We start from the raw sequence: 13,890 nt of genomic DNA, 5'->3' as shown, positions 1-13,890 counted from the left end.
TTATGTAAATAATCGCATCTGGAAACTGTTTTCCAGATAAATCCGGCTGGTAAATCGCGGGCGCGAAGCATAGCGTAGCTCTCGTCAGCGCCTGCGATAATCCTGTTAATTTTACTTAACATGCTGATTAAAAGGTGAATGGTTGAATTGTGGATCGACTGTGTAAAAGAAGGGTAAGGGCATTTTTTGCCCGTTATGGTTTTTATCACTGCCTGGCTTCTGCCGTTTATTTACTGGATTTTTCTTAACCCATTATCTTTGCTGTGGATTATTTTTTAATCCATTGTCACCGGTTCAGGCTCGAATGCCGCTCCGGCGCTGGCTAACGGACGATTGTAAAAGGTAAAGCTGTGCTTTCCTTTTTCGGCGTCAATTGATTTCTATCCGGTGCATAAGGGGATGACAATGGCAGACTCAAATCTGAGCTATCTTGATAACGCAACACGGGCAAGCGGTAAACCGCTAGATCACTCACAGTCTGCCTCCGTGCAGACGGGACTTAATAGCCAGCCTGTCACCGTCGGGCTGACGGACAATCTGGTGCAGGTAGCAGCGTATCAGCAGCAGGGCGAAGGTCAGAGCCTGGCGTCTGTGGGAGAAGTGCTGCCCAGCGACAGCAATGCTGTTCAGTTTGCTGCCACCGCCATCGCTGAACAGAGCGGCACGCTTTTCACCCAGTCCAGTGTCACTACTGCTGGGCCTGCGCTGTGCGTGAGTGCGCTTTCTGGCGATGACAAACTCAATATGCGTGAGGCGATATATGGGCTGGAAATCCACGGCAAATCCAGCCAGCTGGCGGCAGGCACCCTGATCGACCTGACGCTGGATGGGAAAACCTTTACCGGGATGGTGACGGATAACGCGGGCAACTGGGAGCTATTTCTGGACTCGACCGACGTGGAAGCTATTGCGGACGGCAAGCATACCCTGACCTTTTCGGCACAGGATGCGAACGGCAATACGGTCGTTGCTTCCCGCGATCTCTGGATGATTACGCACCCCGGCAGCGAGCCGCAGTTCATCGTGAATGAGGTCACGCAGAATGATGTCTCTACAGAGAACGGCATCGATTACATCACGCTTTCCGGTACGCTGCTGGGGGATTTCCCGATTATCGCCGCCACGCTCAACCCCTACGACTATCCTCTTTATGACTTTACTGTCGCTGAGGATGGTACCTGGAGTGTAAAAGTGGCCCAGGGCGATCTCGCCACGACGGACGGCTATAACATGATGCTTTTCACCGTTGCCGATATCGCAGGAAATTCATATGAGGTGATGGAACAGGTGGAAATTCATCTGGACCCCACCCTCGCCAACAGCTTCAGGTTAGCGGAAGGCGTCAGCGAGCTGGATTTATCTCTGCTGGGCCTGAATGCAGAGGAGATGACGGAGGAAGCTTCGCTTAGCGCCAGCGCGGAGAGCAAAGGCAGCGCAGCGCTGGCTGAGGTCAACAGTGAGTCTCTGACTACGGCAGATGGTCAGCTTATCAGCCTGAGCACGGTGGATGGCGGTGTCTGGAACGAAACGGCAATCCGGGCACCGGCAGGTGAGCCTGAAGATAACTATGCTTATGGTTATGCCAGCCAGGACAATACGCTGGCGGATTTGCTGGCGCAGCACAACTTACAGGTACAGACAACCTGACATGGATGACCGGGGCGGTGGACGCCGCCCCGCGTTAACAGAGCAAACCGATGATGGAAACAGTGGTGTTTGAATGAAAAAAGTGTGGGTTTCCCTCTGCTTCACGGCATTGTGCGGCGTGGTGGGACAGAACGCGCTGGCAGCGAAAGAACCAAAAGCCGAATTTAACTGGCGGGCGGCGCCTGGCGAGGAGCAGATAGCAACCTTAACCCTGCGCGATGCCATATTACGCGCCTTCGCACGTAACCCTAAGATTTCCGAAGCGGCGGCGCAGATCCGCGTCGGCGTGGCCGATCTGGATGCGGCTAAAAGCGCCTGGTATCCCCAGATCTCCCTTCAGGCTTCCGGGGGACGATCTCATCAGACCGACTCTTCCGGCAGCCTCGATAACAATGGCTCAGGCGGTATCACGCTCAGCCAGCTCCTCTACGATTTTGGCCGGACCGGCAGCGCCATTGACGAACAACATAAACTTTCGGAAGCCTACCGCTACTCGCTCTTCGCCACCATGACCACCGTGGCGCAGGACACCTTACGGGCCTATCTCGAAGTGAAACGCTATCGCTCGCTGGTGGAGGCTTCCCATGCAAATCTCGCCTCGCTTGAGCGGGTGCGGGATATTGCCAGACTACGCGCCGATGCCGGGCTGAGTTCCGACTCCGACGTATTGCAGGCGCAAACCCGAATCGCGGGGATGCGCGCCACGCTTGAGCAGTATCGCGCCCAGGCGCGCTCCGCACAGGCCCAGCTGACCGTACTGACGGGCGTTGTCTCAGATGAACTCCCTGAGTTGCCTGAATCTCTGCTCAATCAGCAAATCACGCTGGACAAGATCGCCTATGAAAACAGCTCGGCGGTGCGCAGCGCTCAGGCAAAGCAGGAAGCGGCGCTGGAGCGGGTTCGTCAGGCGCAGTCCAACCACTGGCCCACCATCCGGGTAGAAGCGGGACGGACGCGTTATGAGAACAGCAGCCGCTCTTACTGGGATGATGAGCTTCAGCTGCGGGTGGAAGCGCCGCTCTATCAGGGCGGACTGGTGAATGCGAGAACCCGGGCGGCGGAAGGCGATCGTGAAGCGGCGGTGGCTGCTATTCAGCAATCAAAACTGGATATCAACCAGCAAGCTTCAACCGCCTACGCTGATATGATCGGCGCCCAGCAGCGGCAGACGGCGGGGGAACAGCAGTTTAACAGCGCCGTGCATACCCGATCGGTCTATGCGGATGAATACAAATTAAATAAGCGCAGCCTCAACGACTTACTGAGCGTGGAGCAGGATGTCTTTCAGGCTGACAGCAGCCGCCTGATGGCGCTGTATGACGGCTGGGACGCCACCGTTCGCTATGCCGCCGCGGTGGACAATTTACTGGACATTATGGGCATCGATCGCCAGGCCACGGCGGGCGAGACTCTGCCTTCGCTCTGACGGCGGCGTAAGAAAACAGCATAAGGCAGTACGATGACAAAAAAAACGGCAAGTACCAAAAACTGGATCGATGCAATGCTTCGTGTGGCGGCGCGTTTTGGCAAACCGGCGGATGGCGCCACGCTTCGCCAGCAGATGCGCTGGTTTGAACATTTGCCCGCCGATAAACAGCTTGACCGTTTAGCCGGTCTGCTGGGGCTTCATCTGATGATGGTGCCGCGAAACAAGATCCGCTGGCGTCAGGAAGTGACGCCGGTGGTGCTGCTGATGGAAAACGGCAGCGTGGTGGTGGTGGAAGCGATTGACGCCGACAACCATGCCCGCTACTGGCTGAGCGACGGCGGCGACGTGGTACGCGAGAGCGATCTGGCTCCGCTGCTGGCGCAGAGCCAGGAAGAGGTCGGTATTATTGGCGTGGCGGCGCGCGGACGCGATGCGCGTATTGATGAGTTTGTGCAGCCTTATAAAAAACACTGGTTCTGGCATAACTTTCGCGGCATGGGACGGCGGATCATGGAGATTTCGCTCGCCTCGGTGGTCGGCAACGTGCTGGCGCTGGCGGGCATTCTCTTTTCCATGCAGATTTACGACCGGGTGATCCCCGCCCAGTCTGAATCCACGCTATGGGTGCTGTTTGTCGGCGTGCTGATCGCGGCGGCTATCGAATACCTTATCCGCCTGATGCGTACTCAGGTCTCCGATATGATGGGAAAACGTATCGATCTGAACGTCTCCTCAATGCTGTTTGCCCGCGCCATGAATATCCGCAATGAAGCGCGGCCGAAATCGACCGGTTCCTTTATCTCACAGCTTCGCGAAATCGATCAGGTCCGGGAGCTTCTGACGTCGACCACCGTGGGCGCGGCGGCAGATATGCCCTTTGTCATTCTGTTTCTCTTTATCATGGCGTTTATCGGCGGACCGCTGGTGATTATTCCGCTGCTGGCGATCCCGCTTATCGTCATCCCTGGCCTGCTGGTGCAAATCCCCATGGCGAAGCTGGCGAAAGAAGGACTGCGCGAAGGGGCGCTGCGTAATGCGGTGCTGGTGGAAACGATTGAGGGGATTGAGGATATCAAATCCCTGCAGGCGGAGCCCTATTTTCAGCGGCAGTGGGAGCAGACGCATGAAGTCAGCGCCACCATCGGCATGCAGCAGCGTCTCTGGGGCGCCAGGCTGACGGGCTGGGCCTCCACCGTCCAGCAGCTGACCTATGCGGGCATGCTGGTTTTCGGCGTCTATCTGGTACTGAACGGTGATATCACTACCGGTACGCTGGTGGCCAGCAGCCTGCTCTCCTCGCGGACGCTTGCGCCGCTGATGCAGCTGACCATGGTCTTTTCGCGCTGGCAGCATGCGAAAAGCGCCATGACCGGACTTGACGAACTGCTGAAGAAGCCGCTCGATCAGCCTGAGGAAGGCGAGATGGCACACTGTCCGACGCTGACGGGCCATTACGATCTGAGAGGGGTGCAGTACAGCTACGATGAAGAGAACGTAAAAAACGTGATTACCGTCGGCCAGCTGCAAATCAAACCCGGTGAGCGTATCGCCATTCTCGGCAAGGTTGGCGCCGGCAAATCAACGCTGCTGCGGCTGCTGGCCGGTCAGGCATTGCCGACCCAGGGGAAAGTTATCGTCGACGGGGTCGATATGCGCCGCATCGACCCGGTTGACCTGCGCCGCCAGCTGGGGTGGCTCTCCCAGGACTCGCGCCTCTTCTTTGGCACGCTGCGGCAAAACCTGATGCTGGGTAATCCGCATGCCAGTGAACAGGAGATGCTAGAGGCGCTGCGCGTCAGCGGCGCGCTCAGCCTCGTTCAGCAGGACGCCGCCAGCCTCGATCGCATCATTAACGAAGGCGGCAGGGGATTATCCGGCGGGCAACGGCAGATGGTGATGCTCAGCCGGATGATGCTGCGCCAGCCGCAGGTCGTGCTGATGGATGAACCGACCGCCTCAATGGATGAGCAGCTTGAACAGCACGTTATCCGGCAAATGCAGGGCTGGCTCACTGGCCGTACGCTGGTACTGGTTACTCACCGGCCAGCACTGCTTAAGCTGGTGGACAGGATCGTGGTGATGGACAATGGCCGGATCATCGCTGACGGCGCACGTGATGAAATCCTCAAGTCCGCGACGGCGCAGACGGCGAAGCAGAACGCGGCGCGGGGAGATGCAGCATGAGCCTGTTACTGATCGACCGCAGCCTGAAGAAGAATGAGCGCCGTACCTCGGCGATCATCTGGCTCTGTACGGCCGCCCTGATCCTGTTTTTTGTCTGGGCGCATTTCGCCATCCTCGATGAGGTGACCGTTGGCACGGGAAAAGTTACGCCGCTAAGCCACGCTCAGGTGATTGAAAGTCTCGACGGCGGAATAGTCAATGAGCTGAACGTTCATGAAGGCGACATTATCGAAAAAGGGCAGGTTCTGGCCAGGCTGGATCCTACCCGTTTCCAGTCCAGCTTTGGCGAGGCGGCCGCGCGGGCGCGTACGCTGCGCGCCTCGGCGGAGCGGTTACGGGCTGAGCTGACCGGCGCACCGCTGAAATTCAGTGCCGAAACGCTCAAAGAGCCTGAACTGGTCGCCAGAGAGACGCAGCTTTACGAGTCGCGACGGCGTAATCTGAGTGAAACGGTGAGTAATCTCAAACAGTCGATGAAGCTGGTTCAGGATGAGCTGCGTATGACTCAGCCGCTGGTTGCGAAAGGCGCGGCGGGAGAAGTGGAAGTGATCAGGCTTCGTCGTCAGGTCAGCGAGCTTCGCGGGAAAATTGACGAGGCGTTAAATGCCTATGCGGTCAGGGCGCGTGAAGAACAGGTCAAAAATAATGCCGATCTGGACGCGCAGCTTCAGGTAATGACCGGAAAAGAAGATCAGTTAACCCGCGCCACGCTCTACTCGCCGGTGCGGGGTATCGTCAAGGATGTGCAGGTGAATACGGTAGGCGGCGTAGTGCAGCCGGGCGGCAAACTGATGGAAATTGTCCCGCTTGAGGATCAGCTGCTGATTGAAACCCGGATTAATCCCCGCGATATCGCCTATATACGGCCTGGCCTGCCCGCGACGGTAAAAGTCACGGCTTATGACTCCTCGATTTATGGGGATCTTGAAGGTCAGGTGGAGACAGTTTCACCGGATACGCTTCAGGATGAGGTGAAGCGCGACCAGTATTATTATCGCGTTTATGTCCGCACCGAAAAGGCGGAGCTGAGCAATAAAGCGGGCAGGAAATTCCCCATTGTGCCGGGCATGGTGGCGAATGTGGAGATCAAAACCGGACAGAAATCGGTGATGGATTATCTGATCAAGCCGCTAAACAAAGTGAAAGAGTCGCTGCGTGAGCGTTAAGAATCAAAGCCGTCTGCGAATGACGCTAATTACCTGCGAAAGTAATCGTGGTTATTTAGCGTTATTTTTTAGCAAATAGTGCTTATTGCTGCCGGAATAAGCTTAGCGGTGAAGATCAGATCGGGGTGGCCGCCTTTACCTGCGGTATAAGTGCAGCGAATAGCGAAAAAAAAAAAGCCGAACACAAGGTCCGGCGGGAAATAGGGATAAAACGGATCATTCAGGATGAATGAAGGTAATAATGAAATAAAATGATGATAGCGGGAGTGATTATATTCTCAGATGACCCGTTTTTTTTATCATTGAGTGCTCAGGGTTTTTATATTTACTTAACTTGATGAAAATAAGCATTTTTTGATAATTTTGACATTTAGTGCGATAATTTTTATCTCTGCGTGCTGTCCAAAAGTTCCCCGTAAGTTACATTTACCTAAGTCTATTTTTCATCCTGAAACATATTCGGAAATTTAGTATCATTTTCTTTATAGATTATTACCCGCCGCGCACTAGTATGGAGTTGCTGAGTGAATATTCGACATTCAAAAGCAGTGGCATATAAAACATAATTAGAGGGTAATAACATGAAACTTCGTCTTCTATCCTTACTGGTGCCCGCGATGCTGATCGCCGGTTCCGCAGGCGCAGCGGAAATCTATAACAAAGATGGCAATAAACTTGACCTCTTTGGCAAACTCGACGGCCTGCACTATTTTTCCGATAACGACGGCTCAGACGGTGACAAGTCTTACGTCCGTTTTGGCTTTAAAGGCGAAACCCAGATCAGCAATGAGCTGACCGGCTACGGTCAGTGGGAGTATCAGGCCGCGCTGAATAACTCTGAAGAGGAAGGCACCGCCGACAGCTTCACCCGCGTGGGCTTTGCCGGTATCAAGTTTGGCGATGCGGGCTCATTCGATTATGGCCGTAACTACGGCGTGGCTTACGACATCGGTGCGTGGACCGACGTGCTGCCTGAGTTCGGTGGCGATACCTACGGCGCGGATAACTTTATGTTCCAGCGTGGTAACGGTATGGCGACTTACCGTAACAACAACTTCTTTGGTCTGGTTGACGGGCTGAACTTTGCCGTGCAGTACCAGGGCAAAAATGATAATCCAACCGAATCCGCCTCTGGCCGTGATGTGCTGGGCGAGAATGGCGACGGCTGGGGTCTGGCGACCACTTACGATCTGGGTTCCGGTTTTGGTATCGGTGCGGCCATGTTTGAATCCGATCGTACCAACCGTCAGAACGCCGGTACGCCTGGCTCTGCGGATATTCTCGGACGTGGCGACAAGGCTTCTGCCTATACGGGCGGCCTGAAATATGACGCGAATAACATCTATCTGGCGGCGATGTATACCCGTTCTTACAACGCAACGCGCTTCGGTGATAGCGATGCGACCGCATACGGCTATGCCAACAAGGCAGATAACTGGGAAGTGGTGGCGCAGTATCAGTTTGACTTCGGCCTGCGTCCGTCTCTGGCCTTTGTCAGCTCACGCGGCAGCGATATCGAAGGTTACGGTTCTCAGAACCTGAAAAAATATATCGATGTAGGCGCGACTTACTACTTCAATAAAAACATGTCCACCTATGTGGACTACCAGATTAACCTGATGGATGACAACAACTTCACCAACGCGACCGGTATCAACACCGATGACGTTGTGGCGCTGGGTCTGGTTTACCAGTTCTAATCCACGCCGGGAGCGCCGCGCCGCTGCGCTCCCCTGTTTCTCTTCCTCTCCTGCTTCCCTTCCCGCGAGCCTTTGGTCTTATCCTTTTCTACCTTGAAGACTGTCGACGATGTGGACGATAGAGCTGTCGGGTGTGAGTGTGCTTGTAATGCTTATAGCCTGAAAAGATAATCAGCCCGATACATACGGCAACCAGCAAGTAGTAGATCATGCTCAATCTCCTGCAAATTTAGGGGAAGGCGGCCTCTCAGTGAGGTGCGAATAGTGACATCCTGGTGAGTGTTGCAGGTAAGATCAAGCGCCCTTATGCGCTGAAAAATGGTAAAAAAGCGCGTTTCCGGACCAATATTTATTACAGGTGAAGTGGCTCTAATGAAGAAGATTTTGCTGTACTGCGTTAATTTGGCAGCATTTATTACCCTGATGGGCTGTGACAATCATAACCAGAGTCCGCGTGATGCCGCGCTGGTGCTGGAAGGACGCACAATGGGAACATTCTGGAGGGTCAGCCTCGCCGGCGTGGCGCCAGAACGTAAGGAAAGTCTGCAAAACGCGATCCAGACGCAGCTTGATGCAGATGATAAAGAGCTGTCCACCTGGAAATCCGATTCGGTACTCTCCCGCTTCAATCAGTATCAGGGAACGGAGCCGCAGCCGATTAGCGACAATATGGCCGATATCGTCACTCTGTCGCTGCGCATCGCCAGAAAGACCGACGGTGCAATGGATATCACCGTCGGCCCGCTGGTCAACCTGTGGGGATTTGGCCCCAACAGGCAGCCGGTAAAAACCCCCACTCAGGGCGAGATTGATGCCGCCAAAGCGCTGACCGGCTATCGTCATCTCTGGGTGACGGAACGGGGAGAGCGCGCCTGGATGCAAAAAGATTTGCCCAGTCTCTACGTTGACCTCTCGACCATGGGAGAAGGGTTTGCCACCGATCATCTGGCGAGGCTGATGGAAAAAGAGGGCATCAAAAGTTATCTGGTCTCCGTTGGCGGCGCCGTGCTGACGCGCGGGCAAAACGCCAGTGGACAGCCCTGGAAGGTGGCTATTCAGAAGCCCACAGACAAGGAAAACGCGGTGCAGGCGGTGGTCGATCTTCAGGGACACGGAATCAGCACTTCCGGCAGCTATCGCAACTATTATGAACTTGACGGCAAGCGCATCTCTCACGTTATCGATCCGGCAACCGGACGGCCGATTCAGCACCGGCTGGTCTCCGCCACGGTGATTGCCACCACGGCGCTGGAAGCGGACGGCTGGGATACCGGACTGATGGTGCTGGGCGAAGAAAAAGCCAAAGCGCTGGCGCTGCGTGAAAAGCTGGCGGTCTATCTCATAATGAAAGAGAACGACGGTTTTACCAGCTGGATGTCACCACAGTTTAAAGCTTTTATTCAACAGCAATAGGGCAGGGTACTGCCTTCAGGAGCCATTATGCTCGATCTGTTTAGTGAAGAAGCCCCCTGGTCAGAACCGCTGGCAGAAGGTGCGGTGATCCTGCGTCGTCGTGTAAGGGACGAGGCGGATGAATTAATGACGCTGGTGGAAGCGATTGCGTCGCAGAATCCGTTTTATCACCGTATTACGCCCGGTGGTCACCGTATGTCCGTTGCCATGACCAACTGCGGCGATTTCGGCTGGTCCACGGATGCCAGAGGCTACCAGTATAGCGGGCGGGACAGCGTGACCGGCAGACGCTGGCCGCCGATGCCTGACCGTTTCCGGTCGCTGGCCGTGGCCTGTGCGCAGGAAGCGGGTTTTACCGGTTTTCATCCGGACGCCTGCCTGATTAACCGCTATGAGCCAGGTGCGAAACTGTCTCTTCATCAGGATAAGGATGAAGAAGATTTTAATCAGCCGATCGTCTCTGTTTCGCTGGGTCTGCCCGCTGTGTTCCAGTTTGGCGGTTTTGAGCGCGGTGAAGCGACCCAGCGCGTACTGCTTGAACATGGTGACGTGGTGGTATGGGGCGGGCCTTCGCGGCTGCGCTACCATGGCATTCTGCCGCTGAAGCCCGGTATCCATCCGCGCACCGGCGGCTTTCGCTTTAATCTGACCTTCCGGCGCGCCTTTCGCTGACGGATTGAACGTTAAATGGGAATTATTATTGATATCGCCCGCTGTCTCATTACACTGCTTGCTGCATTGATACAACCAGGGTGGTTTCATGGAGTTGCTTCGCGTCGTATACCGTCAGTACCGCTGGCCGTTTGTGCTGGTAATTTTACTCAGCCTGCTCAGCGCTGCCTTAGGCATTGGGCTGATTGCCTTCATCAATCAGAAGCTTATCGTTACCCTTAACGCCTCACTGAGCGTGTTGCCGCAGTTTCTGGGATTATTACTGCTGCTGATGGCGATCACGCTCGCCTCGCAGCTGGCGCTGACCCAACTGGGCCATCATTTTGTTTACCGCCTGCGCGGCGAATTTATTAAGCGGATACTGGATACCCGGGTTGAGCGCATTGAGCAGATTGGCAGCGCTCAGCTGTTAGCGGGATTGACCAGCGACGTGCGCAGCATTACTATCGCCTTTGTCCGGCTGCCTGAGCTGATTCAGGGCATTATTCTCACCCTCGGATCGGCAGCTTATCTTGCCTGGCTCTCGCCGGAAATGCTGCTGATCACCGCCGCCTGGGTCGCGATCACCATCATTGGCGGCTGGCTGCTGGTGTCAAAAGTCTATCGTCATATGGCCGTACTGCGCGAAACGGAAGACCGGCTCTACAGTGACTACCAGACCATTATCGACGGACGGAAAGAGTTGGCGCTTAATCGTCAGCGCGCCCAGCTGATTTTTGAAACCGTCTATGAGGAAGATGCCCGTACTTACCGCCACCATATCGTACGGGCGGATACCTTTCATCTCAGCGCCGTCAACTGGTCGAATATTATGATGCTGGGCGCGATAGGCCTGGTCTTTTTTATGGCTAACAGCCTTGGCTGGGCAGATACCGCCGTCGCGGCAACCTACTCGCTGACCTTATTATTCCTGCGTACGCCGCTGCTTTCTGCCGTTGGCGCCTTGCCGACGCTGCTGAGCGCCCAGGTTGCGTATAACAAGCTCAATACTTTTAAGCTTGCAGACTATCAGCCAGCCTTCAGCGTGCCCGTTGCCGTCCGTCACTGGCAGACGCTGGAGCTACGCGATCTTGTTTTCCACTACGGTGATAACGGTTTCGAAGTGGGCCCCATCAATATGACCCTCAGGCGCGGTGAGCTCGTGTTCCTGATTGGCGGCAACGGCAGTGGGAAATCGACGCTGGCGATGCTGCTGACCGGGCTCTACCAGCCAGTTTCGGGTCAAATCCTGCTTGATGGTAAGGCGGTGAATGCCGATAGCATGGAGCAGTACCGTTCCCTGTTTTCTGCCGTGTTCACCGATGTGCACCTGTTTGACCGGCTGATTGACCAGCGCGGAGAGCCTGCCGATCCGGCCGCGGTACAGACGTGGCTCGAAAAGCTGAAAATGCAGGATAAAATCAAACTTGAAGGCAACAAGGTCCTGAATCTGAAACTCTCCAAAGGGCAGACCAAGCGCCTGGCGCTGCTGCTGGCGACCGCGGAACAGCGCGATATTCTGCTGCTGGATGAGTGGGCCGCCGATCAGGATCCGCATTTCCGTCGAATCTTCTACCGTGAGCTGCTGCCCTGGCTGCAGGGAATGGGGAAAACGATCCTGGCGATCAGTCACGACGATCACTACTTTCTCCACGCCGATCGCCTGCTGGAGATGCGTGAAGGGAAGCTGAGTGAACTGACCGGCGAAGAGCGTGAACAGGCGACGCTGGATGCGGTGAAACGTACCGACGTGCTGGCCTGATTATAGGGCGACGGCCCGGCACGCTGTCGGGCCGTTTACAGCGGAACCACCACCCAGCTGAGCAGCTCGTGTGGGCTGTGCCTGCAACCTCCTGTAAATTCCCGTCCCGCCCTGAAATTCGCGGAAAAGTCCCGGTTCAGCCGCAGTACCAGCTGTTCAGCCTCAGGCGCGCAGTGAACAATTCCGGCATCCGCAAAATCCATAAACTGCCCCAGTTGAGGAAACAGCGCCTTGTAAAGGCTCTCTTTCACTGAGAATGCCGCCGTCAGGCCCGTGGCAAACGGCAGGCCGCTTTGCTGTAATGCCCGGCGTTCCTCTTTATCAATAATATGGCTTTGCAGATCTTCTGCCCGCCGATTTTTGAGAACCTTGTTCAGATGCAGGGGAGGGGGGATAGCCATAGCATCAAACAGCGCTTCGCTGTAATAATCCGCGTTATAACTGGCACGAAAAAGAAAAACATCGGGATGTTCAGGAAGCGGGCAGGCGTCTATTTCGCTCAGAAAATGGTGCGCTGGTACGGAAGGGAATAAGGGATCTGACGATCCTGAGGAAGCAAGTGCTACGCGCGCTGTTATATCAATATTTCACCCAATCTGCGTGCCTGTTGGCGGGCGATTTAAGCAGGTTGGGTGAAAAATCGCAAAGGTTCTGCGTTAACTACTCATTGGAAGGAACAGAAAAACCTTTAAGCGAAACAATAAAATGATCGCTGCCGCGGGAGATTTTAGCGCCGCGATCGCACCAGTGGCTGGCCAGCCTGAAGAAATCATCACTGCCGATATCATAGGCCAGCTCGACCTTACTGATGCCGGAATGCAGCATCTCATCTGCATCCTTAAAATTTTTTGCTTTAATCGTCGCCATTTTTTAACCCTGATGATGTGTGGTTATGCGCCAAAAGTGTAGCGACAGAGTATGTTAGCTATATGACGTTTTTGTTACAGCGCTCAGGATTGAGATTTTCGCCACTTTTAGCAAGGCCAGCCATTAATCAATGGCGGTAGTATTAATTCACCCTGTAATACTATGTAGCGAGGAAAAGCGGGAATAGTGCACTGGCTTTCAGTGGCTTAACGATGGCAGATCGGCCAGGCACGTTAACGGCGGCGTCAATGCCTGCCTCAGGGGAGACTGTTACGCCATAATCATAAAAGCGATTAACAGTTTTTTAGCGCAATGAATAAAGTAATAATAGTCAACATCACTGTTAGTTAGCCTCTGCGAACCGGTCAACTATTTTCAGTGAATACGATGGTATTCCGCTTCTCAGTATAAACAGTGCAGTTATCGGGAATGTTTTTATTGATAAATGACATTGCGCCAATCGTGACATTATTGCCAATAATAAGATCGTTGCCGATAATACATGAGCTTGCCCCCACCGTGACATTATCCCCTATCACGATTGTGGTCCAATCGCCTCTGGATTTTGTGGGATTTCCTGGAATACCAATAGTGGTGTTCTGCCTTATTTTAAAATTCTCGCCAATGCGGGTACTGCCGTTAATAACGATACCGTAATGGTGTGAAATGGTCATCCCTGCGCCAATACGCGCCCCTAACTGGATTTCCGTGCCATACTTCAGGGTGATTTTACGGTTAATGCGCTTTGCTAACTTACGGGAATACGGCCTTCCGGTCTGGTAGAGATAAGCGGCAATACGCCACCAGAAAAGATAACGTCGCTCAGGACATTTAACCGCCTTATGCAGCACCTTCCGCCATGAAAAAGGACGGTCTGACATCATCACTTCACGCCTGAGGCACGCTTTCAGATGTTCCAGTAAATCAGCCTGATGCATTCTCACGATCCTTATCCGCTTATCCTCAGTAAACTGACGGAATCTTAACAGATAGGGGGATGAATAAACACGGGCTGTTATGGCGTAGAGCGAACAACGCTATCAGGTGTCGGGCTTTATATGAATTAAAACT

The 13,890-nt window shown here is 54.5% G+C and carries 12 protein-coding genes; 8 read left to right on the top strand and 4 right to left on the bottom strand.

Annotated features, from left to right (window positions below; genetic code table 11):
• Positions 1–405: 405 nt before the first annotated feature.
• The 5 genes from EA20_RS0101410 to ompC all read left to right on the top strand — a co-directional run bounded on the left by EA20_RS0101410 (position 406) and on the right by ompC (position 8,126).
• Entirely contained in the window at positions 406–1,647 is a 1,242-nt protein-coding gene (locus EA20_RS0101410; RefSeq protein WP_024965130.1) for a hypothetical protein, read from the top strand.
• A gap of 73 nt (positions 1,648–1,720) precedes the next feature.
• Entirely contained in the window at positions 1,721–3,073 is a 1,353-nt protein-coding gene (locus EA20_RS0101405; RefSeq protein WP_024965129.1) for a TolC family outer membrane protein, read from the top strand.
• Positions 3,074–3,106: 33 nt separating this feature from the next.
• Positions 3,107–5,260, top strand: coding sequence for a type I secretion system permease/ATPase (locus tag EA20_RS0101400; protein WP_024965128.1), 2,154 nt, complete (start codon positions 3,107–3,109; stop codon positions 5,258–5,260).
• Positions 5,257–6,426 (top strand): HlyD family efflux transporter periplasmic adaptor subunit, encoded by a 1,170-nt coding sequence (locus tag EA20_RS0101395; RefSeq protein WP_024965127.1) that lies wholly within the window; start codon positions 5,257–5,259, stop codon positions 6,424–6,426. Before EA20_RS0101400 ends, EA20_RS0101395 begins: the two co-directional genes overlap by 4 nt.
• Before the next feature lie 581 nt (positions 6,427–7,007).
• Complete coding sequence (gene ompC / locus EA20_RS0101390; RefSeq protein WP_024965126.1) at positions 7,008–8,126, top strand: porin OmpC; 1,119 nt, start codon at positions 7,008–7,010, stop codon at positions 8,124–8,126.
• An 88-nt stretch (positions 8,127–8,214) separates the two neighbouring features.
• Here the strand turns inward: ompC and EA20_RS21215 are convergent, their stop codons facing one another.
• Entirely contained in the window at positions 8,215–8,337 is a 123-nt protein-coding gene (locus EA20_RS21215; RefSeq protein WP_255342863.1) for a hypothetical protein, read from the bottom strand.
• Between the two features lie 161 nt (positions 8,338–8,498).
• On the opposite strand from EA20_RS21215, the gene apbE reads away from it, so the two are divergent.
• From apbE to EA20_RS0101375, 3 genes are all read left to right on the top strand, one after another.
• Positions 8,499–9,539 (top strand): FAD:protein FMN transferase ApbE, encoded by a 1,041-nt coding sequence (gene apbE / locus EA20_RS0101385; RefSeq protein ID WP_024965125.1) that lies wholly within the window; start codon positions 8,499–8,501, stop codon positions 9,537–9,539.
• Positions 9,540–9,566: 27 nt separating this feature from the next.
• Complete coding sequence (gene alkB, locus EA20_RS0101380) at positions 9,567–10,211, top strand: DNA oxidative demethylase AlkB (protein WP_024965124.1); 645 nt, start codon at positions 9,567–9,569, stop codon at positions 10,209–10,211.
• Between the two features lie 88 nt (positions 10,212–10,299).
• On the top strand, positions 10,300–11,952 hold the full coding sequence (locus EA20_RS0101375; RefSeq protein ID WP_024965123.1) for a multidrug ABC transporter permease/ATP-binding protein: 1,653 nt from the start codon (positions 10,300–10,302) through the stop codon (positions 11,950–11,952).
• Positions 11,953–11,987: 35 nt separating this feature from the next.
• Here the strand turns inward: EA20_RS0101375 and EA20_RS0101370 are convergent, their stop codons facing one another.
• The 3 genes from EA20_RS0101370 to EA20_RS0101360 all read right to left on the bottom strand — a co-directional run bounded on the left by EA20_RS0101370 (position 11,988) and on the right by EA20_RS0101360 (position 13,757).
• The gene (locus EA20_RS0101370) at positions 11,988–12,353 is read right to left on the bottom strand and encodes a 4'-phosphopantetheinyl transferase (protein ID WP_024965122.1); all 366 of its coding nucleotides are present in this window, start codon (positions 12,351–12,353) and stop codon (positions 11,988–11,990) included.
• A gap of 259 nt (positions 12,354–12,612) precedes the next feature.
• A complete protein-coding gene (locus EA20_RS0101365; protein WP_024965121.1) occupies positions 12,613–12,819 on the bottom strand; it encodes a hypothetical protein in 207 nt (68 codons plus the stop codon).
• 365 nt (positions 12,820–13,184) lie between these two features.
• Positions 13,185–13,757 carry a serine acetyltransferase gene (locus tag EA20_RS0101360; RefSeq protein ID WP_038381466.1) on the bottom strand — a complete coding sequence of 191 codons (573 nt, stop codon included), beginning with the start codon at positions 13,755–13,757 and terminating at the stop codon, positions 13,185–13,187.
• Positions 13,758–13,890: the final 133 nt, after the last annotated feature.

This window comes from Pantoea sp. IMH (genome assembly GCF_000599885.1).
Taxonomy (GTDB): domain Bacteria; phylum Pseudomonadota; class Gammaproteobacteria; order Enterobacterales; family Enterobacteriaceae; genus Erwinia.
Note: the sequence above shows the minus strand (reverse complement) of the source record. Positions and strands in the feature narration are given on the sequence as shown.